Origin of the sequence: Limisphaera sp. 4302-co, assembly GCF_049537155.1 — a bacterium.
Lineage (GTDB): Bacteria > Verrucomicrobiota > Verrucomicrobiia > Limisphaerales > Limisphaeraceae > Limisphaera.
Window position 1 is genome coordinate 282,076 of record NZ_JBMVQZ010000003.1, and the last position, 25,239, is coordinate 307,314.

Below are 25,239 nucleotides of genomic sequence, written 5' to 3' on the forward strand. Positions count from 1 at the left end.
CACCCGTTTCCTTCCCTCTTCGCTTCCGACCGGATGGAATGAGGAGGAAACCCTGAAGTCAGTTCCACCCGACGAATGGCAGCAGGCGATTCCGGTCTCCGGCGTGGCATGGCCAATTCTGGTCATTGTGAGAGCGGCCAGGCTGGGGCAGATTGGCGCCAAGCAACCGCGCACACGATGTCAACAGGGAGGCATGCTCGGAAGGGGCGAGGGCTCGACGTCCGCCCGGGGGTCCGCGGGATGGCATGCGCCGGATGGGTGGGGCTTCTTTGCGTGCTGGCGTTCCCGGCATCCGGCGAACGCCAGATGGAACGGCTCGGCCGCGGCCTGATCGCGCTGCGTCGGAGCTCCACCGAGGTCTGGTTGGGCTGGCGCTGGCTGGGGCAGGATCCGGCTGATCTGGCGTTCAACCTTTACCGCGTGACGGCGGGCGTCACGAATCGTCTCAACAGCGAACCGTTGCAACAGACGACCGACTTCGTGGATCGCCCGCCCACGTTCGCCGTGCCGCACACCTACTTCCTGCGGCCCGTCCGGCAAGGCACGGAAGTGGAGGACCGCTGGGCGCACCCGCTTGGCCGCTCGCTCTACACGTTGCCGGCCAACCCGAACGTGCCCACCGATTCGGGCCGGCGCACCGCCCCCTACCTGGCCATCCCGCTGGACGTGCCGCCCGCCGGCACCACCCCGGATGACGTGGACTACACCTACTCGCCGAACGATTGCAGTCCGGGCGACCTCGACGGCGACGGCGAGTATGAACTGGTCGTGAAATGGGACCCTTCGAACAGCAAGGACAATTCGCAGTCCGGCTACACCGGCAACGTGTACCTGGACGCCTATCGCATGGACGGCACGCGCCTCTGGCGGATCGATCTGGGCCGGAACATCCGCGCCGGTGCGCATTACACCCAGTTCATGGTGTACGACCTCGACGGCGACGGCCGCGCCGAGGTCGCCTGCAGGACCGCGCCCGGCACCCGCGACGGCCTGGGCCGCTGGGTTCTCATGCCGGGGGACAATCCCCTGGCCGACTATCGCAACAGCTCGGGCTACATCCTCAGCGGGCCGGAATATCTCACGATCTTCGACGGCCGGACCGGCGCGGCCCTCTGGACGACCAACTACCTGCCGCCGCGCGGCCCGGTCAGCGCCTGGGGCGACAGCTACGGCAACCGCGTGGACCGGTTCCTGGCGTGTGTGGCCTACCTCGACGGCATCCGTCCCAGTCTGGTGATGTGTCGCGGCTATTACACGCGCACCGTGCTGGTGGCCTGGGACTGGCGCGACGGACAACTGACCCGCCGATGGACGTTCGACAGCAACCAGGGCTGGCCCGAGTATGCCGGACAGGGCAACCACAACCTCTCGGTTGCCGACGTGGACGGCGACGGTCGCGATGAAATCGTCTACGGGGCGTGCGTCATTGACGACGACGGACGCGGACTTTACAGCACCGGCTGGGGACACGGCGACGCAATGCACGTGTCGGACATGGATCCGGACCATCCGGGCTTGGAGGTCTGGCAGGTCCACGAAACCCCGTCGGCCGTCGGCGGCGGCTCGTTTCGCGATGCTGCCACGGGCACCTTGCTCTGGGGTCTGGAAGGTACGGGCGACACGGGGCGCGGCCTGGCCTCGCCCATTGACGGTCGGTACCGCGGATATCAGTTCTGGTCATCGGCCTCACCGGGCGTGCTGGATCGGACCGGTCAGGTGATTTCTTCGAGCCGGCCCTCGATCAACTTTGCCGTGTGGTGGGACGCCGACGTGCTGCGCGAATTGCACGACAGCGCCGGCAGCGGCGGAACCGCCGCCAAGCTGGACAAGTGGACCGGCGACGGGGTTCAGCGGCTGGTCAGTTTCTACTCCGTGGACGGGGGCGCGTTGAACATCAACGGCACCAAGGCCAACCCGTGTCTCAGTGGCGACCTTGTGGGCGATTGGCGCGAGGAAATCCTCCTGCGCAGCGCCGACAACACGCGTCTCATGCTGTTCGTCTCGGTCGTCCCGGCCACCAACCGGTTCCGTACCCTCCTGCACGACCCGCAGTATCGCCTGGCCCTGGCCTGGCAAAACGTCGCCTACAACCAACCGCCCCACCCCGGATTCTACGTCGGCCCCGGCATGGACGAACCACCCCTCTACCCGGTCAGCGACGCCGAACTGGCGTGGACCGGTGGCCCGGACTCTGTGTGGGGGACGGGCCGGAGCGGCTGGGTCTTGAACCACGTCTGGACGCAGTCGGTGACCTCGGTGTACCAGGACGGACAATCCGTGGTGTTCGATCTTCGCGGTGCGGCTCATCCCCGGGTGGTGTTGGGGGGTGAACTCCGGCCTTCGAGTGTGCGGGTACATGCGCCGGTGGACTTCGAATTCCTGGGCGGGTCGCTGGCCGGGCCGATGTCATTACTAAAGGCCGGCAGCGGCGACCTGAAGCTCCCGGGTCTCCACACGTTTGCCGGGCCCACAGAGGTGTCCGAAGGCGGATTGATCCTCAACGGCCTGCTGGCCGCCAGCCCTGTCCGCGTGCGGCCGGGTGTCTGGTTGAACAGCCGGCTGGGCGGAACGGGCGTGGCCGGCGCAGGCGCCGTGCTGGAGCGAGGCTGTATCCTGGACCCCGGTCCCGCCCATGGCCTGATCGGCACGCTGACGTTTTCCAACCATTTGGTCCTTCGGCAGGCCCGCCTGTGGTTCGATCTGTCTTCGCAGCCGCCCGGGGCATCCGAGGGGCACGACCAGGTCCGCGTGCACGGCGCCCTGCACCTGGAGGGGACCAACCGCGTGACCATCCGATGGACGGACGTGCCGCCGCCACCCGGGATTTATCCACTGATCGAATTCACCGGGCCCTTGACCGGCTCCCTCTCGCAACTCGAATGGGAAGGAGAGCCGCCGCTGCCCGGCCTGCAATTGGCGTTGCTCCCGGGGGCCATTGCCCTGGTCATTCCGGAAGCCCCGCCCGATGAAGGTCGTTGGCTGGTCTGGCGGGGCGCGGGGTCGGACTGGGACGTCGGTCGCACGGCCAACTGGACGCATGAAGGTCAAGCGACGGTTTTTTGGAACGGCGACCGGGTGCGCTTCGACAACTCCGGTTCGCAGGCGCCGGTCGTGAATCTGGTGGAGGCGGTGGCGCCGGCGCTGGTCGTCGTGGAAGCACACGTGGATTACCAGTTCACCGGCACGGGATCCCTGACCGGCACCAACCGCCTGGTCAAGTCCGGGACGGGTACGCTCGTGCTGGCCACGACCAACACCTTCAGCGGCGGTTTGATGCTCAGCAACGGTGTGGTCGCCTTGAGCGGCAGCGCCACCGGCCCGTACACGGCCAATCAATATGCCGTGGGCAGCGGGCCGATCCAGTTTTACGGAGGCACCCTGCAATTGTTCGGCCATGGTGAACGGGACAACACCGCCACCTACGGTGCCCTGACCAACCTGCTTTTGGTTCCGCCCGGGCAGACCGGCACGATTCGTGCGGGGCCGCGACAGACCCTCGCCAGCCGCGTCCTGGGCGGCGGAACACTGGACCTGTTCGTGGACTACGTGCGGGGCGAGGTGACCGGCGACTGGACCGCGTTCAACGGTCTGCTGCGCGTGCATGCCAGCCCCGGCACGCGGGCATCCTCCAACTATGACGATTTCCGCGTGGGCAACCCGGCCGGCTTCCCCCTGGCGCGCGTGCATCTGGGCAGCCAGGTGGCCCTTTACAGCCGGGCCCCTGCCGGCAGCGTGATTCCCATCGGCAGCCTCTCGGCTGACGAGGGTGCACGGATGCTGGCCGGAGGCGGGTCCGGTCTGGGCGCGCAAAACCCCGTGACCTGGCGCGTGGGCGGCTTGAACGAGTCCGCCACCAACCGGGCCCTCATCCGGGGCAACACATCGCTGATCAAGGAAGGTTCGGGAACCTGGACACTCACAGCCACCAACGACTATTCGGGGCCCACCACGGTGAACGCGGGACGACTGGTGATCCTGGGCGACCAACGGGCGGCCACCGGGGCCGTCACCGTCGCCAGCGGGGCCTCGCTCGGCGGCAGCGGCGTGGTGGGCGGACCGGCCCGCGTATGGGGGACCCTGTACCCGGGTGGGACGAATCCCGTCGTGCTCGGCTTCGCCAGGGATCTCACTCTGGAGGGTTCGGCTCTGACGGTGCTGAAACTGGCACCCCCGGGGCACGATCGAATCGTGGTCGAAGGCACCTGCATGCTGAACGGCCGTTTGCAGATCGTACGCGTGGCGCCCGAACCCGTCGTGGCGGGCCAGTCCTTCGTCCTCTTCCAAGCGGCGCAAATCGCGGGAGCGTTTCAGTCGTTTGACCTGCCCGAGTTGGAGGAGGGCCTGGTCTGGCGCACGGAACGGATCGGCTTGGACGGTTCGTTGTGGGTGGTGCGTTCCACACCGCCGCGGTTGATGCCGCCGGAACGCGCGGGCGATCGCTGGACGCTCCGCGCCCGCGAGGGCACTCCCGGCTGGCCGGTGCGCCTGCGCCGCACCACCGATCTGCGACTGCCCGTCAGCCAATGGGAAATCGTGGCGGAAGCGCAGTTCGATGCCGACGGCGACGTGACCTTCGAGCTGGAAATCGAGCCGGAGCGCCCTGCGGCCTTCTACCGGCTTGAAGTCCCTTGAACCCCTCGCCCACCCAAGGGCTGAACCAGACGAGCCCGCGCCGCGATCGGGACCGAAATGGACCGCGCCGCACCAGTTCCTGCGGCCGATTCGCGGCTGCGGCTCGAACCAGGACGTTGCCCCGGGCCGGTGCCGAATGCACACCCGGGAGGAGTCATGCCGGCCAGATCGCGTCACCCCCCACTCGCGCACCGTCGCCAAAGACTGAACCTCCGGCACGTCGTTCGTTAAAACCTATCCCCAAACCCCGTTTGTACGAGGTTCCAAGGCACGAGGGAAATGCGGTGACTACAGATGAAAAGGCACACTCGACACGCAGGAGACGGTTGGGCAGGAGTCAGGGCCGCTCCTGAGGCTTGCAGATGTCGCAGGAGCAGAAAGGCCTCCCATCTGCCGGTGACCGGCAACACGAAAGATCCACCAACCGAAGCGCGGAATCACCCCGTTTCCGGTTCAGCCCGGTACCTGCCGGACCAGCAGAAACGCGCAGACCACCAGCAAACGTGCCTCAAACGCCCGGCTGGGTTTCTCCCCCCGGATGCACAGCCGCCGAAAACGTCGCAGCCAGGCCACCACGGGCTCCACCACCCGGCATCGACGAAACCGCCGCACCGTGCGGCCGTGCTGCGTCCGATTCGCCGCACACCGAAGGCTCCGATGCGATGCAATCAGTTCCATAACGGGCGGCAAACGCCCAACCCAACGCATCACTGAGACAGGCCTTGTCCTCCACCACCTGCTGCGGAACCTGCTGCGTCAGCATGAAATCAAACACCCCCTGCGCCAGCGTCGACTCATGCAGCCGGGCCGAACAACTTTGCACGGCAATGGGCAATACCCGGGCGTCCACGGCAATCGGAATCTTCACCCCCTTGCCCGCCTTCGTGCGTCCGATCCCATCGCCCCCTCCACGTGCCGGACAGAACGCCGCATCCAGAAAGCAGTCGTACAGCCCATACTCCCCCCGCTCCTCCACCAGTTGGCCGGCCTCCTGCAACAGCCGCTCGAAGACTCCATCGCGTACAAGGCGTTGGAAGAACCCATGAACCGCGCTCCTGGATCCGGATCGTCCCGGCGGATGCTTCGATTGGGCTACGTTGTCCGGGAGTCTGAAGATCCCGGCCAATGCTCTGCGTTCGTCAGTCCGAGGCCGGCCGCCCTTGAGGTTCCTGGGAGGATCGGGAATACATGCGCACAACCGGTCGGCTACGCTGTCCGTACGTCTCAGCACCATACCGTCTCATCAACTCAGCTGCGTGTGTCATGAGTCCTGGACAGGCTCCGGTCCGGATGCCCCGGCCGCGGCAGGTTTTTCAACACACAGGGCGTTGACCAACAGCACGGAAAGACAAGCGTCTTGTGCGGCGGGCCGCGGGCGTACTCGGGCTTGGGTCAGCGGCCGTGGGCAGGCCGCCCGGACAGGCGCTCCGGCAGATCGGCTCCGCAGCCCGTGCCCGGCCGTGGCGATGTCGTGGTCTACACGAGGCAGTTTGATCGTCCGCTTGTCCGGATCGACGCTCCCCCCGGAGAGCCCGGGATGCCGGTAATCGGGTGGGCCGGCGATCACCATGCTGGTGAAAGGTTTTCCTGGCGTCCTTCGACCTTGCCTTCTCAAGGCGTGCCGAGGTCTACAACGGGATTGCGCATGAACGCCTCCGGGACGCACGCGTGGGAGATGGAGCATGCCGGCACGTTCTTCCAGACGAGGTGCGCGGGCGCCGCTGTTTTTGGGAGGGCTGGTGCGGGCACGCGGGGCGCGCCTCCTGGCCCGGCACGCGGTTCGAAAAGGTTCGCACGTCATGGGGGATTGTTGCTCTGACCCCGGGCGGAGGCACCGTCGTGCACCCCGATTTATGAAACAACCGCCCGATGTGATCCTCCCCGCCCGGCGCAATTTCAGGCGTACGGTTGGATCCGATGATTCTTCAGCCAACAGTTACACGCTCAACAGCCATCTCATCACCCGTTTCAGCGTCGCGAGCGACAAGCGGCAGGGGGGATAACGCCTCCTGGAATCAAACGCGAAGCGTCGCTGCAGTACGGCCCGTTGATGGCTGAAGCATTCGAATCCGGCCCGGCCGTGATAGGTGCCAAAGCCGCTTGCGCCCACTCCGCCGAAAGGCAGGTCTCTGACTGTCAAATGCAACACCGTGTCGTTCAGGCAGACGCCGCCCGACCGTGTCTCGGACAACAATCGCTGCTGGATGGCTCGATCACGTGTGAACAGGTAGAGGGCCAGCGGTGACGGACGCCGCCGCAGTTCGATCACAACCTGCTCGAGAGATTGAAAGCTCAGCACCGGCAGGATCGGGCCGAAGATTTCGTCCTGCATCACCGGCGACTCGGGCGAGGTCCCGGTCAGCACCGTGGGTGCAATGTAGAGTTCCTCCCGGTTGTGCTGCCCTCCGATGACGATGTGCCCTTGTCGCAGGTACTCACACAGCCGGTCGAAGTGCGCCCGGTTGACAATGCGCGCGTAATCGGGGCTTTTGCTGGGATCTTCACCGTAAAAATCCCGGACGGCGCGGACCATCTCCTCAAGCAAGAACGGCATGATTCGATGGTCGGCCCAGACGTGATCCGGGGCCACGCAGGTCTGTCCAGCGTTGAGAAACTTGCCCCACACGATCCGGCGTGCTGCGATCCGCGGAGGTGCGTCGGCGCAAACAATGCAGGGCGACTTGCCGCCCAGCTCGAGAGTGACCGGCGTCAGATGATGCGCCGCTGCTGCCATGACCTTCCGGCCGATGGTCGCTCCGCCGGTGAAAAAGATCTTGTCGAACCGCTCTCGTAACAGAGCCTCCGCAGTGTCCGGCCCGCCCCGGATCAGCGTGACGTGCTCGGGCGCAAAGGTGCGTTCGACCAGCCGTTCCAGAACCTCGGCAGTAGCCGGGGCGTGTTCCGAAGGTTTGAGCACCGCGCAGTTGCCGGCAGCAATGGCCCCCACCAACGGCGTCAGCAGAAGCTGGACCGGGTAGTTCCATGGCCCGAGAATCAGTGCCACACCGAGCGGCTCCGGTTGCGTCCAGGCGCGCGACGGCCAGGTCAGAGGTGGGGTGCTCCGTCGCTGCGGTTTCATCCACGATTTCAAGTGACGCAGGGCATGCCGGATCTCGGCGTGCAAGTAGGCGAGCTCGGTGACGTAGGCTTCCGTCGGTGACTTGCGCAGGTCGGCGTGCAGCGCTTCCAGCAGCTCGGCCTCATGCGCTTCGAGTGCCGATTGCAGCGCGCGGAGCCGTTCAAGACGGAACGCCACGCTGCGCGTCTTCCCGGCGTCAAAGAAGGCCCGCTGTCGCTGCGGGATCTCGGCGCGGCTCTTGCTCATTGCAGCTTGGAAAAGGCTCCGGGCTGCACTACTTTCCGTCAAGACATGACTCGTCTGCTTCCCATCATCTGTTTGGGACTGGTTTCCGCGCTGGTGGCTGAGGAGGCCACACCTGATTCGTTGCTCGACGGCGTGGTCTTGTTCGAGAAGGCCTACCAGTCGTGGGATGCCAAAGCCTTTGCCAAAGCAGAGGTCGTGTTGCGCCTTACCGCCGCCTCCACCAGCACCAACCGAGCCGGGGCGCTTTACTGGCTCGGCGTGACCGAGTTCCATCACATGCTCTGCCTCCGCACCGGGGGGAGCCCCCGCGCGGACGAGAAAGCCGTGGCGGAACGCATGGACGCCGCGATTCACACCTTCAAGGCCTTGCTGGAGCTGGCGCCGACCCACCCGGAAGGCCACGCCCTCCTGGGCACGCTTTACGGGATGAAGATCGAGGGCAACCTCTTCCGGGCCATCCGGTACTGGCCAGACGTGCAAAAGCACCAGAAAGCGGCCTTGCGCCATGGACGGGAGAACCCGCGCGTTCACTACCTCCTGGGGGTCGGTCTGTTCCACATTGCCGGCAATCATCGGGAATTTGAAGAAGCCCGGGCGACGCTCCAACGGGCGGCCGAGCTGTTCGATCGCGAACGGCAGCAACCCCGCCAGGGATGGGAACCCCGGTGGGGACATGGCGACTGCCTCGCTTTCCTCGGCCAGGTAGAGGAACGGCTCGGACGTCACACCGAGGCCGAAAAGGCCTTTCGCCGGGCCCTGGAAGTCCATCCGGGCCACTCTTTGGCGCTGGATGGGCTCCGACGCCGGGACGTGAATCGATGAAACACCCATGAGTTCGAAACGCGTGTTGGTCATCGGCGCCGGCCTGGGTGGTCTGTCCGCCGCCATTTCGTTGCGTCAGGCCGGTTACGAGGTCGAGGTCTTCGAGAAAAACGAGAAGATCGGCGGCAAGCTGAACGTCCTGAAAGCCGGGGGCTATACGTTCGATCTCGGGCCCTCCATCCTCACCCTGCCGCACATTTTCGAGCGGCTGTTTGAACGTTCCGGTCGCAGGATGGCCGACTACTTTTCGATCCGCCCCGTCCGACCCCACTGGCGCAACTTCTTCGAGGATGGCACGGTGCTGGACCTGTATCCGGAACCCGACCGCATGGCCGCCGAGGCGCGCAAGGTTGGTGAACCGCCGGAGAACATCGCGCGCTTCCTCCGGTATTCTGCCAAACTCTACGACCTGACCAACGAGGGTTACTTCGAGCAAGGCCTGGATAACTGGCGCGAGTTTGCCCGGTACTACGGGCTCTGGAAATTCCTCCAATTCGACCTGTTTCGCTCCATGCACCAGGCCGTGGCCGCGCACTTCAAAACCCGCTACTTCCGCGACATCTTCGACTTCTTCATCAAATACGTGGGTTCTTCCGCTTATCGCGCACCGGCGTTCATGAACTCCCTGCCCACGATCCAGTTCCGTTATGACCTCTGGTATGTGGATGGTGGCCTCTACAACATCGCCCGCGGTTTGGGGCGTCTCATGGAGGAACTCGGCATCAAGCTCCACGTCAACGCCCCCGTCAGCGAGATCCGACGGGAGAACGGGCGCGTCACCGGCCTGGTCGCCCGCGGCGCCTTTCACCCCGCCGACATGATCGTGTCGAACGTGGAGGTCATTCCCGCTTATGAACAGTTGCTGCAGGAGGACCCAACCTTCGTGGCCTCATACGAGCGCAGGTTTGAGCCTGCCTGTTCGGGTTTGGTGCTCGATCTGGGTCTGGATTGCCGGTACCCTCAACTTGCACACCACAACTTTTTCTTCAGCGGTGATCAGAGGGAGCATTTCGCGAAGGTGTTCGAAAGCTATGAATTGCCGGACGATCCCACGCTCTACGTCGTGGCCGCGTCCAGGACCGACCCCACCGTCGCACCGCCGGGTTGTGATTGTCTGAAGATCCTGCCGCACATCCCGTACCTTCGTGAGGATCGCCCGCTGACGCGTGGGGATTATCTCGCGTTCAAGGAACGCGTCCTCGACAAGTTGGAGCGCATGGGACTGACCGACCTGCGGAGGCACATTGTATACGAGCACGTGCTGACGCCACCGGACATCCGGGATCGGTACAACTCGAACCGCGGGTCCATCTACGGCGTGGTCAGTGACCGCTGGAAGAACCTCGCGTTCAAAGCCCCGAAACAAAGCACGCGGTATCCCAACCTCTTTTTCGTGGGCGGCTCCGTGAATCCCGGCAGCGGCATGCCCATGGTGGTCCTGTGCGGCCAGAACGTCGCCCGTCAGATCGTGGCATGGGACCGGCATTGATCCTCCCGGCGGTTACGATCGGCCTGGTCGCCACGGGCTTTTGGCTGGGACGACGCCTGCGGCCCCCGGGGCAATTCTCTTCCGCACCGCAGTCCTCCCGCCTCACCGTCATCATCCCGGCCCGCAACGAGGAACACAACCTGCCCCGGCTGCTGGAGTCCCTGGCTGAGCAATCGCTCCGGCCCTGCGAGATCATTGTCGTGGACGACGGTTCGACCGATCGGTCCGCCGAGGTGGCGCGCGAGCATGGCGCCCGGGTGCTTGTCTCCGCGCCCCTGCCCGAGGGCTGGCGGGGCAAGACCTGGGCCTGCCATCAAGGCGCGCAAGCCGCCCAGGGTGATCTGCTCCTCTTCCTCGATGCCGATACCTGGTTCGAGCCCGAAGGCCTCGCTCGGGCGTTGGCCGCTTATCCGGGAGGCGCCTTTTCCCTGGCGCCGTTTCATGCCATCCAACGACCTTACGAGGAGTTGTCCCTGTTCTTCAACCTCGTCATGACGTTGGGTGCAGCCTGCGAGGCGTTGTTTGGGCAAATGCTGCTCGTGGATCGCGAAAGCTATCGACGCGTGGGCGGGCACGCCCGCGTGAAGGGGCGAATCCTCGAGAACTTCTGGCTGGCCGAGACCTTTCGCGAAGCCGGCATTCCCGTGACCAGTGCGGTTGGGCGGGGCATCCTCACGTTCCGCATGTATCCGGGCGGCTTTCGTGAGCTCGTGCAGGGTTGGTCCAAAGGTTTTGCCTCGGGCGCCAGTCAAACCCGCGGAACGACCCTGGCATGGATCATCGCCTGGCTCACGGGGCTCACGACGGCTGCTCTGGCCTGCGTGCTCAGTGCCGGTCAGCCTTTTTGGCTGGCCATCTACGCATGCTGTGCCGGCCAGGTGGCTTGGTTGGGGCGGCAGGTCGGAGCTTTTCGCCTCGTCACGGCGCTGCTCTATCCGTTACCGCTGGCGTTCTTTTTTGTCCTCTTTGCTCTGGCGGCGTTCCGCCGCGGACGCACGGTCTCTTGGAAAGGACGCACCATCCATGCTGACTGAACTCCCGAGCGAACTCGTGGCGCTGGTGAATGTGGTCGGCTGGCCGCTGATTCAGCTCGGGTGGGCGTGGCTGTTCACGCGGCTGCCGGCCCGCTGGTTCCGGCCTCCGCGCCCGTGGGCCTGGGAACGGCGCGGCACGGTTTACGAAAAAATCTTCGCCATCAAGCGATGGAAGCACCGGCTGCCGGACGGGGCAAGTTGGTTTGCCCGCGGGTTTCCGAAGTCTTCGCTCAAGACGGCCGACCCCGGCTACCTGCGGCAATTCATCGTGGAAACCTGGCGCGGCGAGTTGTGCCACTGGGCCGCGCTGGCGTGTGCGCCGATCTTCGCAATCTGGAATCCGCCCTGGGCCACGACTGTGATGGTGAGCTGCGGCGTGATCTTGAACGTCCCCTGCATCCTGGCGCAGCGCTACAATCGAATCCGCCTCCAGCGCCTGTTGCACCGGCGCGTCACCACTTCGTCTTGATTCCGCAGGCCCGGACGACGCACCAGCCGCGTGCCGCTTCGAACAGGGCAAACACGCCCAACATCGCCAGCAGACCCGCCAACCACCACGAAAATCCGCTTGCCCACCAAGCGCCGCCGAGACAGGCCAGTCCACACGCCGCTCGTATCAAGCGGCCCCTACGATTGATGTTCGGACGCAGGAAGCTCATCGGTTCAAATCGTCGCACTGCGTCGATTGGCCAACAGTGTCCGGCCGTCCCGCCAACTGTCTGTCGGCAGAGCGCGCCGCGCGTTCAGCTCGTTTACCAACTCTTTCAATCAAGCCCCTGAAGATCAAGGCATGGATCGGATAAAGCGCACACCAATAGAGCCATCCCGCCAAACCGCGCGGGGCGAAAAACGCGGTCTGGGTGAGCTGTGCCCCGTGAGGCGCGTGCAGTTCCACTCCAAACTCCAGCCAGGCTCGCCCCGGCAGTTTCATCCCCGCCCCCCAATCGCAGGAGACGACCGAGCTCCGCGGCTTCCACTCGCCGGAAATCGAGGGCATCGCCTGTGCGCACATGGTGCGGATCACGCCGGCCGCGCCGCAGGCCGACGCCTTCCACGAGCCGAACCACCGCACCGCGCATGCGCCAGGCCCGATTCATGTAAAGCCAGCCACGCTGGCCGCCCGGTTGGGCGAACGGACGAAACACCACTTCCGGAGGGGCCGTCACCCGACGCTGCCGCTGTTCGAGGATCATGCCTTCCGCGGTGATCAGACGGCAAACGGGCAATTCACTTTGGCCGCTGGCTGCAGCATCAGTCCGGGTGCTTTCCCCGGCGCCTGTTTCAAGATTGGCCAGGGTCCGGCGAACCGCCGTGACGTAATCCATCGGACTGATGAGCGGAAAGAGTTATCGGGCGGAGTCGTCCGGCACCACGACATCGTGACAAAGACTCTCGACCAGTGGTCGGGCAATGGCTTCCGGCACGGGGCAACCCGGTGGCTCCAATTGGAGGAAAGCCGCGGCGTCAGCACGGTAACGGGAAGCAGCCAGCGCCGCAGCCCACGGAACCGCACGCGGCTCGGGAGCGTCTTTCCATAAGTTGTGACATCCGCAGCGCCGATCTCGATGATCTGTCCCGAGCTTGCCGGTGGCTCCCACGCCGCCGCCACGTACTGCCGGACGTCGTCAACGGCGATCGATTGGACCCCCATGTGAATCCGTCACGGACAGATCATCACGGGCAGCCGCTCGGTAAGATAGCAGATCAGCTCGAACGAGAGGCTGCCCGAGCCGGCGATGACCGCGTCCCGAAACTCCGTCACCGGCACGCCGGCCCTGCGCAACGCCTCACCGGTCTGCACGCGTGATCGCGGGCGATCTGAAAGCTCCGAATCGGATTCTCCCAAACCGCCCAGGTAAATGATGCGCCGGACGCCGTCCGGCTTGGCCGACCGGGCAAAACTGCGCGCTGCCTCAATGTCGCGCTCTTCGAAGCCTTTGCCCGCCCCCATGCTGTCCACCAGGTAACAGGCAACCTCGACGCCGGCCATCGCGGCAGGCAAACTCCCCGGTCTGAGACAGTCTCTGGCCTGCACCTCAACCTGCCGGCACCAAACCCTGCCCTTCAGGCCACCCGGATCGCGTGCCAAACAGCGAACGCGGTGCCCGGCCTCCAAAAGCCGAGGCACCAGCCGCCCACCAATGTAGCCGGTGGCGCCGGTAACCAGCAGGTTTTAGGATGAGGCCGCGGCAGCGACCATTGGATCATTCACCGTTTGAGCGGGTGGCGCGGATCCAGCCTGTTTCCAACCGAAACGGTCCGGCCTGTTTGTCAGCGATCAAGAAGCCAACGGAGTTCACCTTGGCCGGATCGAGCGGCGACACGTCTCTCAGAATGCGCCCGCGCCAGATCGGGGTGAATGGACTGAACGGCAGCTTGATTTCCTGCCACTCCCCTTGCTGCGCCTCAAAGGAAGCCTGGTACAGCGCCGCATTGTAGCGCCCCTCGGTCCGCACCGTGAACTTGTAGCGCCGGCCATCGCCGCGCACGCGAATCACGAACGCGTCGGTGCCGGTCAAATCGTGGTTGCCCCGCTGCGTACGCACCGAGGCAAAGCCGCCGTTGTTCTCAACCGAAACCGTACCTGTAAACACGGCTACGCCCTCCTTCCACAGGAACCGGCGGGTGGACACGCCGCCCATGACACCGTCATTGACCACCCGCCACGGCCTCACGGCGTCAGGTTGGGAGAAATCGAACCGTCCGACATCAGGTTTGGGCGCAGCGCCGGCGTTTATGCCGGACAGGGCGAGCCGGGCGGTGCGCCCGCCGAGATGGATAAACTGAATCGGTGCCTTCATGGTGTGATTCTTGGAAAGCATTGGTGAAGTGAGCATGGCTGCGTCAAGGCCGCAAGGCGGGGGGTCTCTGAGCCCCCACCTTGTGGAGTAATCTGTTTACGGTTTTGGCAGCAGTACCGTGTCGATGACGTGAATCACGCCGTTTATCGCCATGATGTCGGTCTTGATCACCTTGGCATTGTCAAGCTTGACACCTGCATCGCTGACCTGAATGCACAGCGGGTGAGCCTGATGCGCCCACTGACGCTGTCGGGCCGCAGCATCGGTCAAGAGGCGGGACTCACGACAACCGAACTGCGGCGGTTGGCTGCATCGATCCAAGCGACCGGGCGTGCCCCTGCCGCTCCCGAGGTGATTGCCGCCACCGACAAGTCTGTGGACGCCTGTTTGGCGATCGCGCGTGCCATGGATGAGACAGACCTGAGGAAGCATCTGGAGGAAGCCGGATCCAGGATCGGCACACGAGGTCTGCTCGTTCGGGTGGTCGCGCCGCTGCTCCACCCGCCGGGCCGGCCGTGGTGCGATGGAACCATCGCGGCCGGCCACGAGCATTTCGCCGTGACCGGCGTGCGCGACTTTCTGGGCGGGCTGGCGGGAGCGATGGGCAACCTCGAAAGAGCGCCCCTGCTGGTAACCGCGATCCCCTCCGGCCATTTGCACGAACTGGGAGCTCTGTTGGTGTCGGCTCTGACGGCCAACCTGGGCTGGCGAACTGTGCGGCTTGGAGCCAGCGTCCCCGTGACTGAGCTCGCCGGCGCAGCGCGAGAATTGAAGTCGCGGGCCCTCGCATTGAGTGTGGTGCAGCCCGAGGATGATCGTGACCTGCCCCGCGAATGGGAGCGGCTGCGTGCACCCATGCCCCCGGAAGTCTCCTTCATCTTCGGCGGAGCCGCAGCCCCGGCGTATTGAGAGGTGATCGATTGCATACAGGCTTACTTGGTGGAGGAACTTGCACAACTACCGGTCCTCCTGACGTATCTCTGTCGCTGGGCAGCACCGGCTGCCGGGAGAAAAACGGCTCAAAGCCGGCTTGACAGGCGCCGAAACGCCGGATCCAGGGGCAGCCGCGTGATGCCACGCCGCGCCCTCCTCCCCGGTGTGCGGCCGGGTCACACCCGGCTCAGGACCGATTGAGCCGCCACAAAGTGAAGTTCAACACGGCGGCGAAGGAGACCCAGACGAGGTAAGGGATGAGCAGAGCCGCTGCCCGGCGTTGAACGCGCCAGAAGGTCACGATGGTGGCGACGATGGCCAGCCAGAGCAGCACGATTTCGGCAAACGCGGCCCCCGGCCAGTGAAGCCCGAAGAACAGTGGCGTCCAGGCCGCATTCAGCGCGAGTTGGGCCAGGTAGATCGCCAGAGGGCGCCACTGCTCCCGCCACCCGCCTCGCCGCCAAACCAGCCAGGCGGCCACGGCCATCATCGTGTACAGGGCTGTCCACACGGGGCCGAACAGCCAGTTGGGCGGGTTCCACGACGGTTTGGTCAGCCCGGCATACCAGTCGCCCGGCGAGAAGAACGCGCCCAATGAGGCCGCGGCGAAGCTCAGGAGCAGCGAGCCGACAAGCATGAGGGTGTTCACAAAGTGGTCCGTCTTCATGGCGATTGTGATGGGGACCCGTGGTTTCAAGCGCGTTCTTCGGCCCCGAAGAGTCGCCGCAGGACCTCGCTCCGGTAGGCAAAGATGCGTTCGATGTCCGGGCGCACGAGCCAGCGGTGCAGGAGCCAATCCGCCAGGACGGCGTAGCGCACGTGGTCCCGCACCAGGGTGCCGCCGCCCTTGGGCTCGAAAGTGTGCTCGTGGATCCATTGCCGATATGGGCCGCGCAGTTGCTCGTCCACGAAACGGCGCGGCGGTTCCCAGACGCTGATGCGCGTGCGCCAGCGGATCGGGACCCCGTGGATGCGAAGTCGGTAGTCGATCAGCGTGCCTTCACGCATCTCGATGGGTGGCGGCGTGAGAATGCGAAAGCGCAGCCAGGGAGGGGTGATGGTTTCGAGGTTGGCCGCGTCGGCGAAAAACGGGAACAGCTTGTCCCGGGGCACGGGCAACCAAAGCTCGCTGACGAGTTCGCGGATGGGCATGTCCGTTGCCGGTTGGGACGGGCTCAGACCTGGACGTTCTTCGACACGAACTCGATGCCGTGCGCACGGCAGATGAGGTTTGCGGCGATGCGGCCCGACTCGTAGATCGTGGGCAGACCACTGCCCGGGTGGGTGCCCCCGCCGACCAGGTAGCAGTGGTCCAGTTCTTCGAATTTGTTCCGCGGCCGCAGGTAGAGCATCTGGCTGAGCTTGTGCGAGAGATTGAAGGTGGCGCCGTATTGGATGCCCATGTCCGCCCAGGTTTGGGGCGTGAACACGATTTCCTCGCGGATGTGTTGCCGCAAATCCGTCATGCCGGCGCGGGTTTCCAGCGCATTCAGAACCCGTTCGCGAAAAGGCTCCTTCTCCCGACTCCAGTCGATGGAGGCCGTCAGGTTCGGCACCGGCACAAGCACGTAAACCGCGGAATGTCCCGGCGGAGCAAGCGTCGGGTCGGTGACACTGGCATTGCGGACGTAAAAGGAGATCTCATCCGAGAGCACCTTGTTTTGGAAGATGTCGCGTATGTTGGCCCGGTAATCGCGCGCGAAGAAGATGGTGTGGTGCGGCAAGTCATAGAGCTTGTCCAACCCGAGGTAGAGCATGAACGTCGAGCAGGAGTAATCGAGGCGATCCACCTTCTCGGGAGTATACTTGCGCAGGACGCCGGGCGGCATGAGATGCTTCATGGCGTGGCCGAAGTCGGCATTGATCACGACTTCGTCCGACCGGATGCGCTCGCCGTTCTCGAGTTCCACCCCGCAGGCGCGCCGTCCCTCCACCAGGACCTGTCGCACCGGCGTGTTCAGGCGCAGCTCCACGCCGTGCTCGGTTGCCACCCTGGCCATGGCCTCGCTGATTTCGCTCAGCCCGCCCTCGATGTGATACACGCCGTAGGCATGCTCGACATAGGGCAGGATGGCGAACAAGGCGGGGCAATCCCAGGCCGACATCCCGAGGTATTTCGACTGGAACGTGAACGCCAGCTTCACCAGTTCGTCGTCAAAGTAGTCGCCGAGCACGGAAATCAGCGACCTGCCCAGCGAAAGGAACGGCAACGCGCGAAGCAGGTCAGGCGACAGCAACCGGCGAAACGAGGAGTAGTCCTTCTGGAGGCACGGGTACATCAGCTTGAACCGTCGTTTCTCGGTCTGCATGAACCGGTCGTAGCCGGGCCCGCTGCCCGGAAAGACCTGCTCGAGCTGGGCGCGCATGGCTGCGGGATCGGTGGTTGGCTCCAGGCGTTTGTCATGGAACTGAAGCCGGTACATCGGCTCGAGCCGGACGCTCTTGAGGTAGTCGTCGATATGGCGCCCGGACTCTTCGAACACCTCGTCGAGGATGAACTTCAGCATGAGAAAGGTCGGGCCGGTGTCGAATCTATATCCATTGCGGATGATGGCGGCGTTGCGCCCACCCACCCGGGGGCCCTTTTCGAAGACGGTGACGCGAAAGCCGCGTGCGCCCAGGAGCATGGCGGTGGTCAAACCGCCAGGCCCGGCGCCGATGATGATGACGTGCGGTGCCTTGCCGGTGGCCATGGTCAAGACGTGGCTCCAGGAACGACGCAACGAAAGGTAAATGCCTCACGCACAGTGGCAAGACAACTCCGGCGCAATTCCCGTTGTCCGGGTCACGGCCTGACGAGCGCGCAAACCGACTCGCGCAGACCAGCACCCCAACTGGCCCGGCTTTCAACGGCCGCACGCGCAATCGGGCGCCAGATGCCCGGGACAGCTCACGTCAAACTGCAGCGAGTTTACCTCTGCCAGCCCGGAACAAACGTGGGAAGCGCGCGAAACAGGACAGTACCGCATCGGGCGCACCCGGCGCTGTCCGGAGGTGGGGCGTGAAAGTCAGGCACGCCCGGACGGCGCCGGTTCCACGCATCGCTCAGCAGAGGCTGCGCTCACCCGCCGCAAGTGCGTCCGTGCATGGATTCGGCAGGTGTCGGGGCGTCCGCTCACATAATCGGCCACGAGAGGGGCACACCGTCGTGATGGTGAAATCCGATCACGGAAACCCCAACGCGCCCGGGTATCCGACCCGTGGCGCGCCAGCACACATGTCGGCCGGCCTCGGCGGCCTGACGGGATTCACTTCGGCATCCGGTCAAGACTGTCGACCGCACCAACCAACCGGAACAGCCACGCATGCGCGCCCAACAGCAAGCAACGGGCCACACGACCATCGCTCCTGACGCCAGCCCGGTGGTCGGATGAAAGGTCAGTGTCCGGGGAGGTCGGACCTTCTTGCTTCCAGTGATGTCAACCACGGGCCGGACCGACACGGCTCCGGAGTCCGAGGCTCACAGGCCGGATGCTGCCGGTCTGCCTGCCAGACGGCCGCCCCGCGGATGCAGTCCCCCCTGACAGCACCGTTGTTCGTATGACACTGTCAGGTTGCCTTTGGACCCCCTTCGAAAATCCCCGACCCCCTTCGGATTCAAACCGGGACTGTCAACCCACTACAAGGAATGGCCGGAGTCGAGTCCCGCTGCAGCACAACGGGACGGCCGGGACAAACTCGGAAAGCAGGGTTCCTGCCCGCAGGGGGCTTCCCGACTTGCACTCGTCCACCGCGCGCCCACCATGGGACGCACATGGGCAACGCCGTCCACGTACCAATCGTCTTGAACAATCCGGTGCTCTCAAGGACCAACGTGTCCGCCTGTCCGCCCGGGGGACGGGGCGGGATTCGTTTGATTCAGCTTCTGGCTCTCCTGGTCTGTGTTGGCGATCCCCTCTGCGCCGGTAGACCACCCGAGTTCTGGGGCTGGGCGGACCGTCCACCCATGGGTTGGAACAGTTGGGATTGTTTCGGCACCGCGGTCACCGAGGCGCAGACACGCGCCCAGGCCGACGTCATGGCCGCACTGTTGAAGCCCTACGGATGGGAGTACATCGTGGTGGACATCCAGTGGTACGAACCGCGCGCCCGCGGCCACGGTTATCGCCCCAACGCCGAGCTCACCATGGACGAGTGGGGTCGGCTCTGGCCCGCCACCAACCGGTTCCCCTCTTCTGCGAACGGCGCAGGATTCAAACCGCTGGCCGACTATGTGCACAGCCTGGGCCTCAAGTTCGGGGTCCATCTGATGCGCGGCATCCCGCGCCAGGCCGTGCACCGCAACACACCCGTCAAGGATACCCCATGGCGGGCCCGCGACATCGCCGATACCAACAGCACCTGCCCGTGGAACCCGGACATGTACGGCGTGAACCCGCGCCATCCCGGCGCGCAGGCATGGTACGACTCGGTTTTCGAACTGCTGGCCGGTTGGGGTGTGGACTATGTGAAGGTGGACGACATCAGCCGGCCCTACCACGATCACGAAGGGGAGATCGAACTCATCCGGCGCGCCATTGACCGGTGCGGCCGGCCGATGGTTTTGAGTCTCTCCCCCGGAGAAACGGCGTTGACCGCGGGTGATCATGTGGTACGGCACGCCAACCTGTGGCGGATCAGTGACGACTTTTGGGACAACTGGCCCGCCCTCTGGCAACAGTTCGAACGCCTGCATCAATGGACGCCCTTCCGCGGACCGGGTCGCTGGCCGGACGCCGACATGCTGCCGCTGGGCGTGCTGGAATTCGGCACCCGCACCACGCGGTTCACCCGGGACGAACAGATCACCCTCAGGACCCTCTGGGCCATCGCCCGGTCTCCCCTCATGTTCGGCGGCGATCTAACGAAGCTCGACGCCTGGACGGCCTCACTGCTGACCAATCGCGAGGTGCTGGCGGTCAATCAGGCCAGCCTGAACAACCGCCAGCTCTTCCGCGAGGGCGACCGGATCGCCTGGGTGGCCGATGTTCCCGGCTCTCCCGATCGGTACCTCGCCCTGTTCCACGCGCCCCCTCCAGCAGAGGTCCGACCGGAGGCCGCCGTGTGGAGCAGTCCCGTGGTGGACCGGCACACGCCGGGCCAGGGTGTGGAGGCGGACGTCCCTCTGGAAGGCGCCCGCGAACTTTACCTGGTCGTGACCGATGCAGGCGACGACATCTTCGGCGATCATGCCGACTGGGTGGAACCGCGCCTTATCACCGACGATGGTGAAATCCCGCTGGCCAGGTTCTCGTGGCGATCTGCCACGACTGGTTGGGGGCGGGTGGCCTGGGGCCGGGACGCCGGTGGCGGGCCCATGCGCGTGGGCGGGCGGCCCATCACCAACGGGATCGGCACGCACGCCTTCTCCATCATCGCCTATGACCTGCCCGCCGGAGTGAAACGGTTTCACGCCTTTGCTGCCCTCGACGACGAGGGAGTACGGCTGGAACGGGGCGCCACGGTCCGGTTTCTGGTCTTCACCAACGATCCCCTCGCCCTGCCTCCACCCCGCACCGTGTCGGTGGATCTTTGCGACCTCGGCTTCCACGGTCCGGTCCGCGTGCGCGACCTCTGGACCGGGAAAGATCTGGGCCGGTTCCAGGGCCGTTTTTCGCAGGAGCTGCGGCCCCACGCCGCAGCGTTGTTCCGGCTTTCGCCGGCGGGTTCAACCGGCGCTCATCCCCTTCGACCCGGTGCCTCCCTCCTGCGGCCCGAAGCCCTGCGTCCCGGGACCCGCGGGGCCGAGGACGCCGCCCCGATGGTGCTCGGCCAACGGCTCGACCGCGGACTGGTGGCGTTCGTCCTCACCAACGGCCATGCTTTCGCCAGCTGGCGCCTGCTTCTGAAGGACCCGCCTGCGGTCCGGTTCATTCTCGAACGCAGCGCGGACGGCCGCACCGGCTGGACCGCCGTTCACCCGGATCCTCTGACCAACCGCTGTAACTGGACCGACATGGAGGCCGCCGGCCGGCGGTGGTTTTACCGCGTGCGAGCCCTGGGGCCGGACGGGAGTTCGACGGTCTCGGCACCGGTACAGGCCGAGGCTGTCGAAGGACCCACCGCGTTCCGCCGAATCCGGCTGCAGGGACCCTATCGTTTCGACAAACTGGGCATTGCGGATCTGGACGGCGACGGCGCACTGGACTTCGTCATCAAGCAACCGCATCAGGTCAGTGATCCGGGCGTCTGGCGTCCCAGTCAGGACACGTTCAAGCTCGAGGCCTACCGCAGCGATGGCACCTTCCTCTGGCGGCGCGATCTCGGCTGGAACATCGAACAAGGCGTGTGGTGGTCGCCCATGATCGTTTACGACCTCGACGGTGACGGCCGGGCCGAGGTGGCGGTGAAGACCGCGCCCACCGACGTGGATTACCGTGACGCCACCGGGCGGGTCACCCGCGGCCCGGAATGGTGCTCCGTCCTCGACGGCCGCACCGGACGGGAGATCGCACGCGTGGACTGGCCCGCCCGCGGCAACGTGGCCGACTGGGGCGACACCAACAACAACCGCGCCTCCCGGCACCTGATGGGGGTCGCCTATCTGGACGGGCGCCGGCCGAGCCTCCTCGTCATGCGCGGCACCTACACCAAAATGGTCGTCCACGCCTACAATCTCGAAAACGGCCGGCTCGTACCGGTCTGGCAATGGTGCGGCGACGACGAGACCCCGCCGGTCCGCGGCCAGGGCATGCACGGCGTGCACACCGTGGACCTGGACGGCGACGGTTGTGACGAGGTCGTGCTGGGCGCGGCGGTCCTCCGGTCCACCGGCCGGATCCTCTGGAACCTGGGCATGGGACATCCAGACGCGGTGTACGTCTCCGACATCCTGCCCCACCGGCACGGTCTGGAGATCATTTACGGGTTTGAAACGCGGCAGCCCCGCAACGGCATCTGTCTGGTGGATGGGCAGACCGGCCGGATCCTCTGGGGTTGCGACCATCCCACCGACCATGTCCACAGCCAGGCCATGTTTGGCGATTTCGATCCCGACAATCCGGGACCCGAGTTCTACGCTGGGGAAAAGTTCAAGCCTGACCGCTGGACCTACAGCGCCCGCGACGGCCGGTTGTTGCGACAGGAAGATCTGGGCAGCCTCTCTCCGTACGCCATCTGGTGGGCCGATGGCTGGACCCGTTGGGTGGCTGTGCGCGGTCGGATCGGTCCCTATCATCAGCCACCCCAAGACGCCTATGAAGGCCGCGTGGTGGCCGTCGGGGACATCCTTGGCGACTGGCGCGAGGAACTCGTCACCTGTTTGCCGGGCGAGCTGCGGATTTACACCACCACCCTCCCCTCTGAGATGCGCCGGACCTGCTGGCTGGAAGACCGAGCCTACCGGACCGGCCTGGCACACGCCGCCATGGGCTACCTCTACCCGCCGCAACCGGTCGGGAAATGGATCCCGGCGCCGCGCCGATGATCAGGGTGTCCGGGGCTGCCCGTGCGGCCGTTCGTTGCGGCTGAACCATGCCCGCAGCAGCCGCTGGCGGTCCGTGGGCCCGGCTGCAGGACCGGTCTCGGACCGATCCTCACCATGCTCCACACTCCAACCGTGCCATTCCCGAAAGGCGTGATAGCTCCAATCCCAATCCCACGATTCAAAGAGTTCGATCAGATCCCGCAGGTATCGGTGGGCACTCCCCTCGGGTGCCCACCGGATGGCACTGAACTCACCCGCGTAGATGTGCATGTTGTACCGTTCCTGGAACTGCCGCACCGGTTGTAACGCCTCTTCCAGCCGGTTCTTGTCCCACCACCGGCCCTGGATCGTCCCCGGATATCGCAGGGGCGGATCCTCCCCGTAGACCCCTTGGTGGGTGAACGCGTGCGGTTGGTACATGTGCACGCTGTACACCACGCGATCCAACCGCAGCGGCACCCAGTCCGCGAATCCTTCCGGCCCGCCCCAGGCAGCCGGCTCCACGATCAGCGTCCGGTCCGGATCCACGCCCCGGATCGCCCCTCCCACGCGCTCGGCCAGCGTCGGCCAATCGTCACAACCCTCGGCCACATACTCTTCCACCGGTTCATTCACCAGATCGAACCCCCAGATGGTGCGGACGCCCCGGTAACGCCGGGCCAGCTTCTTCCAAACTTCGACCAGCTTCGCCTGCGCACCCGGGTCGGTGAACAACCGATCGTTGGCCGCCACATAGCCACCGGAAATGGCCCGTCCACCCGGCGGCGAATGAAGGTCCACCACCACGTACAGGCCGTACCGTTCGCACCAGGGCAGCGCGGCGTCCAACCTGCGCAACTCCGCGTCCAGCCAGGTGTCGTAATGCTCCAGCGGCGGCCGGTCACCGGGTGCGCGCCGCCAGACCAGCTGCCATCGGACCAGGTTCGCGCCCCATTCCTGCCCCAACACCCGCAACCCCTCGGGGTCGATCTCCGGACTCACCATGGCACCACGCAACCGGGACAGCGCATGGCCTCGAAACGGCCGGGCCGGACGTACCGCCGGCGGATCCCGCCTCGGAGCTGCCACCGCCAGACGGATGTCATCGAACCACACCCGGCCGGTCACTTCCTCCAAACCCAGCACCAGCCGCACCGCGGTGGCGTCCGAGGGAATCCGTGTGGTGAAGGCAGCCCGTTGCCAGGGAAACGTGCCCACTGGCAGCTCGGCCTGAGGCCACACACGCCCCCGCGGCGTCTCGATCGCCAGCATGAACTTGATCCCGTTCCACGGGCGTGGCTTCTCGGAAACCTCCTCCGCCCGCACCCGGGCCACCGCACGAATCAGACAGCCCCGCACAGCCGCCACCGACAGATCGCGCGTCACCACGCTCGAACCCGATCGATCACCCGACTCCCGCCGAATCTCCAGGCAACGGCCGCCGGCAGGGTCCGGCACCAGCCGCACGGTGCCCTGCCATGACTCGCTCTCGTCCGCGCCTTCGAATTCTGTGGCAAACCAGAACGCGCCCGTGTCGGGCGACGCGGTCCCCTGCCCCGTCGCACCGAACGTTCCAGCCCACCCGGTGCCAACAAGAAGGATCCAAGCGAGGACTTGCCACACCCCACCGAACCGACCGCAGTGTGCCCGGCACCGGGAGGCTCTCCCTGGCCGGCACAAACCGCGTTTCCGTTTCATGCTGCTCCTTTCGAAAGTCCGGCCTTTCTTGACGCCGGAGTGACCGCCTTGCCGGCCCCGGCCCGGTGTGCAGGACCGGGACCGCCCCAGCTTCGTTTGGTCGGTCAACGGCTTGCAAGCCCCGAATGGCCCGCTTTCGCAGTTGCAGTTCGCCAGCGCGAACCCCAATTTGAACGCGAGCAATGCGGTCGCGAATGCGGGTGTGGCGCACGATCAATCCATCGCGTTTCCGTTCAGCGTCACCACCAACGAACGGCGACTCCCGACCCGGACCGGCGTTCCGGTTGAGGGTCGATCTTGGGCGCCCGGCGCCGGGAGATTCACCCAACCGAATCCGTCATGAGTGAAGCCTGGCAAAACCTGAAGGGGGCAGCCATAGCAGCCACGCTGCGCATGACCCGTTTGTTTGGCGGGCTGCCGCCCGAAGACCTTGATTCGGTCGCCGCCATCACCACCGTGGTCCCCTTGGAAAAGGGTCAATACCTGTTTCGCCAGGGCGATCCGCCCCGGGGGTTCTACGTCGTCCAGCGCGGCGCCGTGTGTGTGCACCGCGTCACCCCGGCAGGGAAGGAACAGATCATCTGTGTCTTCCGGCCCGGCGAGACGTTCGCCGAGGCGGCGCTCGTCTCACCGGGCGGCTATCCGGCTGACGCACGCGCCGTGGAACCCTCCCAAGTGCTGCGGGTGGACAAGGACGGGTTTCTGGCATTGCTGGCGCGGCGGCCGGAACTCGGCCTGCGCATGCTCGCCTCCATGAGTTTGCACCTGCGGGCCTTGGTCGGTCAGATCGAGGATCTGGCCCTCAAAGACGTGGAGACCCGGCTGGCCAACTGGTTGCTGAAACGGTGCCCACCCGACCGCGATGAACCCGTCACGATCCAGCTCGACGTGAGCAAGCGGGTGCTGGCCGCGGAGATCGGAACCGTGAGCGAGACGCTCTCGCGCACCCTGGGGCGGTTTCGCGAGCAGGACCTGGCCCTTGCCCAGGGACGAACGATCACCATACCTTCCCCTGCCCGACTTCGGAACCTGTTGCGCAGTCGGTTGGGCGAACCGGTCGAGGCGGATTCGGCCCGCCCAACGCCCTCCACCCAGGGACGGAAAACCTGTTGAAGGGGCCG

General features: G+C 65.5%; 18 protein-coding genes and 3 pseudogenes. 9 read left to right on the top strand and 12 right to left on the bottom strand.

What is annotated here, in order from left to right; translation table 11 throughout:
• Positions 1-240: 240 nt before the first annotated feature.
• Positions 241-4,632 (top strand): autotransporter-associated beta strand repeat-containing protein, encoded by a 4,392-nt coding sequence (locus tag ACPDIX_RS04980; protein WP_423430680.1) that lies wholly within the window; start codon positions 241-243, stop codon positions 4,630-4,632.
• Positions 4,633-5,140: 508 nt separating this feature from the next.
• Here the strand turns inward: ACPDIX_RS04980 and ACPDIX_RS04985 are convergent.
• Positions 5,141-5,629: a hypothetical protein gene (locus ACPDIX_RS04985; protein WP_423430681.1), complete on the bottom strand. Its 489-nt coding sequence runs from the start codon at positions 5,627-5,629 to the stop codon at positions 5,141-5,143.
• Between the two features lie 939 nt (positions 5,630-6,568).
• Positions 6,569-7,957, bottom strand: coding sequence for an aldehyde dehydrogenase family protein (locus ACPDIX_RS04990; RefSeq protein ID WP_423430682.1), 1,389 nt, complete (start codon positions 7,955-7,957; stop codon positions 6,569-6,571).
• Positions 7,958-8,002: 45 nt separating this feature from the next.
• Here ACPDIX_RS04990 and ACPDIX_RS04995 point away from each other — a divergent pair, with 45 nt between their 5' ends.
• From ACPDIX_RS04995 to ACPDIX_RS05010, 4 genes are read left to right on the top strand one after another with little or no spacing between them, the layout of a single operon-like run.
• Positions 8,003-8,779, top strand: a complete 777-nt coding sequence (locus ACPDIX_RS04995) for a tetratricopeptide repeat protein (protein ID WP_423430683.1) — start codon at positions 8,003-8,005, stop codon at positions 8,777-8,779.
• 7 nt (positions 8,780-8,786) lie between these two features.
• Positions 8,787-10,268 carry a phytoene desaturase family protein gene (locus ACPDIX_RS05000; protein WP_423430684.1) on the top strand — a complete coding sequence of 494 codons (1,482 nt, stop codon included), beginning with the start codon at positions 8,787-8,789 and terminating at the stop codon, positions 10,266-10,268.
• Complete coding sequence (locus ACPDIX_RS05005) at positions 10,253-11,302, top strand: glycosyltransferase (protein WP_423430685.1); 1,050 nt, start codon at positions 10,253-10,255, stop codon at positions 11,300-11,302. The genes ACPDIX_RS05000 and ACPDIX_RS05005 overlap by 16 nt, the downstream gene beginning before the upstream one ends.
• Positions 11,292-11,771, top strand: a complete 480-nt coding sequence (locus ACPDIX_RS05010; RefSeq protein ID WP_423430686.1) for a hypothetical protein — start codon at positions 11,292-11,294, stop codon at positions 11,769-11,771. The genes ACPDIX_RS05005 and ACPDIX_RS05010 overlap by 11 nt, the downstream gene beginning before the upstream one ends.
• On the opposite strand, the gene ACPDIX_RS05015 is transcribed toward ACPDIX_RS05010, so the two are convergent.
• From ACPDIX_RS05015 to ACPDIX_RS05040, 6 genes and pseudogenes are all read right to left on the bottom strand, one after another.
• Entirely contained in the window at positions 11,755-11,961 is a 207-nt protein-coding gene (locus tag ACPDIX_RS05015) for a YgaP family membrane protein (protein WP_423430687.1), read from the bottom strand. The two genes, ACPDIX_RS05010 and ACPDIX_RS05015, sit on opposite strands and share 17 nt — an antisense overlap.
• On the bottom strand, positions 11,958-12,314 hold the full coding sequence (locus ACPDIX_RS05020) for a DUF2867 domain-containing protein (protein WP_423430688.1): 357 nt from the start codon (positions 12,312-12,314) through the stop codon (positions 11,958-11,960). Before ACPDIX_RS05020 ends, ACPDIX_RS05015 begins: the two co-directional genes overlap by 4 nt.
• A pseudogene (locus ACPDIX_RS05025) lies at positions 12,313-12,627 on the bottom strand (DUF2867 domain-containing protein); the annotation flags it as partial. The pseudogene ACPDIX_RS05025 and the gene ACPDIX_RS05020, both read right to left, overlap by 2 nt.
• Positions 12,628-12,962: 335 nt before the next feature.
• Positions 12,963-13,472 carry an NAD(P)H-binding protein gene (locus ACPDIX_RS05030; RefSeq protein ID WP_423430762.1) on the bottom strand — a complete coding sequence of 170 codons (510 nt, stop codon included), beginning with the start codon at positions 13,470-13,472 and terminating at the stop codon, positions 12,963-12,965.
• Positions 13,473-13,506: 34 nt separating this feature from the next.
• The gene (locus tag ACPDIX_RS05035) at positions 13,507-14,103 is read right to left on the bottom strand and encodes a CIA30 family protein (RefSeq protein WP_423430689.1); all 597 of its coding nucleotides are present in this window, start codon (positions 14,101-14,103) and stop codon (positions 13,507-13,509) included.
• A gap of 96 nt (positions 14,104-14,199) precedes the next feature.
• Positions 14,200-14,316 (bottom strand): annotated as a pseudogene (locus ACPDIX_RS05040) (fasciclin domain-containing protein); the annotation flags it as partial.
• A gap of 192 nt (positions 14,317-14,508) precedes the next feature.
• Between ACPDIX_RS05040 and ACPDIX_RS05045 the strand changes: the two are divergent.
• The gene (locus tag ACPDIX_RS05045; protein ID WP_423430690.1) at positions 14,509-15,012 is read left to right on the top strand and encodes a cobalamin B12-binding domain-containing protein; all 504 of its coding nucleotides are present in this window, start codon (positions 14,509-14,511) and stop codon (positions 15,010-15,012) included.
• Between the two features lie 211 nt (positions 15,013-15,223).
• Here the strand turns inward: ACPDIX_RS05045 and ACPDIX_RS05050 are convergent, their stop codons facing one another.
• Genes ACPDIX_RS05050 through ACPDIX_RS05060 form a run of 3 tightly spaced genes read right to left on the bottom strand, consistent with a single transcriptional unit; the run spans position 15,224 to position 17,729 of the window.
• On the bottom strand, positions 15,224-15,703 hold the full coding sequence (locus tag ACPDIX_RS05050) for a TspO/MBR family protein (protein ID WP_423430691.1): 480 nt from the start codon (positions 15,701-15,703) through the stop codon (positions 15,224-15,226).
• Between the two features lie 26 nt (positions 15,704-15,729).
• Positions 15,730-16,188 (bottom strand): SRPBCC family protein, encoded by a 459-nt coding sequence (locus ACPDIX_RS05055; RefSeq protein ID WP_423430692.1) that lies wholly within the window; start codon positions 16,186-16,188, stop codon positions 15,730-15,732.
• Positions 16,189-16,211: 23 nt separating this feature from the next.
• Positions 16,212-17,729 carry a phytoene desaturase family protein gene (locus tag ACPDIX_RS05060; protein WP_423430693.1) on the bottom strand — a complete coding sequence of 506 codons (1,518 nt, stop codon included), beginning with the start codon at positions 17,727-17,729 and terminating at the stop codon, positions 16,212-16,214.
• A gap of 1,253 nt (positions 17,730-18,982) precedes the next feature.
• On the opposite strand from ACPDIX_RS05060, the pseudogene ACPDIX_RS05065 reads away from it, so the two are divergent.
• Together ACPDIX_RS05065 and ACPDIX_RS05070 are read left to right on the top strand one after the other, a co-directional pair.
• Positions 18,983-20,218: pseudogene (locus ACPDIX_RS05065) on the top strand (NPCBM/NEW2 domain-containing protein); the annotation flags it as partial.
• Positions 20,216-22,441 (top strand): NPCBM/NEW2 domain-containing protein, encoded by a 2,226-nt coding sequence (locus ACPDIX_RS05070; protein WP_423430763.1) that lies wholly within the window; start codon positions 20,216-20,218, stop codon positions 22,439-22,441. The pseudogene ACPDIX_RS05065 and the gene ACPDIX_RS05070, both read left to right, overlap by 3 nt.
• On the opposite strand, the gene ACPDIX_RS05075 is transcribed toward ACPDIX_RS05070, so the two are convergent.
• Positions 22,442-23,887 carry a glycoside hydrolase family 5 protein gene (locus ACPDIX_RS05075; protein WP_423430694.1) on the bottom strand — a complete coding sequence of 482 codons (1,446 nt, stop codon included), beginning with the start codon at positions 23,885-23,887 and terminating at the stop codon, positions 22,442-22,444. It lies immediately after the preceding gene.
• Positions 23,888-24,457: 570 nt separating this feature from the next.
• On the opposite strand from ACPDIX_RS05075, the gene ACPDIX_RS05080 reads away from it, so the two are divergent.
• Positions 24,458-25,231 carry a Crp/Fnr family transcriptional regulator gene (locus tag ACPDIX_RS05080; RefSeq protein ID WP_423430695.1) on the top strand — a complete coding sequence of 258 codons (774 nt, stop codon included), beginning with the start codon at positions 24,458-24,460 and terminating at the stop codon, positions 25,229-25,231.
• Positions 25,232-25,239: the final 8 nt, after the last annotated feature.

Bases quoted from the DNA above. Each gene is read 5' to 3' on its own strand.
- ACPDIX_RS04995 (WP_423430683.1), top strand. From the start codon at position 8,003: ATGACTCGTCTGCTTCCCATCATCTGTTTGGGACTGGTTTCCGCGCTG.
- ACPDIX_RS05010 (WP_423430686.1), top strand. From the start codon at position 11,292: ATGCTGACTGAACTCCCGAGCGAACTCGTGGCGCTGGTGAATGTGGTC.
- ACPDIX_RS05045 (WP_423430690.1), top strand. From the start codon at position 14,509: ATGGATGAGACAGACCTGAGGAAGCATCTGGAGGAAGCCGGATCCAGG.
- ACPDIX_RS05050 (WP_423430691.1), bottom strand. From the start codon at position 15,703: ATGAAGACGGACCACTTTGTGAACACCCTCATGCTTGTCGGCTCGCTG.
- ACPDIX_RS05000 (WP_423430684.1), top strand. From the start codon at position 8,787: ATGAGTTCGAAACGCGTGTTGGTCATCGGCGCCGGCCTGGGTGGTCTG.
- ACPDIX_RS05020 (WP_423430688.1), bottom strand. From the start codon at position 12,314: ATGTGCGCACAGGCGATGCCCTCGATTTCCGGCGAGTGGAAGCCGCGG.
- ACPDIX_RS04980 (WP_423430680.1), top strand. From the start codon at position 241: ATGGCATGCGCCGGATGGGTGGGGCTTCTTTGCGTGCTGGCGTTCCCG.
- ACPDIX_RS05055 (WP_423430692.1), bottom strand. From the start codon at position 16,188: ATGCCCATCCGCGAACTCGTCAGCGAGCTTTGGTTGCCCGTGCCCCGG.
- ACPDIX_RS05015 (WP_423430687.1), bottom strand. From the start codon at position 11,961: ATGAGCTTCCTGCGTCCGAACATCAATCGTAGGGGCCGCTTGATACGA.
- ACPDIX_RS05060 (WP_423430693.1), bottom strand. From the start codon at position 17,729: ATGGCCACCGGCAAGGCACCGCACGTCATCATCATCGGCGCCGGGCCT.
- ACPDIX_RS05080 (WP_423430695.1), top strand. From the start codon at position 24,458: ATGAGTGAAGCCTGGCAAAACCTGAAGGGGGCAGCCATAGCAGCCACG.
- ACPDIX_RS05035 (WP_423430689.1), bottom strand. From the start codon at position 14,103: ATGAAGGCACCGATTCAGTTTATCCATCTCGGCGGGCGCACCGCCCGG.
- ACPDIX_RS05005 (WP_423430685.1), top strand. From the start codon at position 10,253: ATGGGACCGGCATTGATCCTCCCGGCGGTTACGATCGGCCTGGTCGCC.
- ACPDIX_RS04990 (WP_423430682.1), bottom strand. From the start codon at position 7,957: ATGAGCAAGAGCCGCGCCGAGATCCCGCAGCGACAGCGGGCCTTCTTT.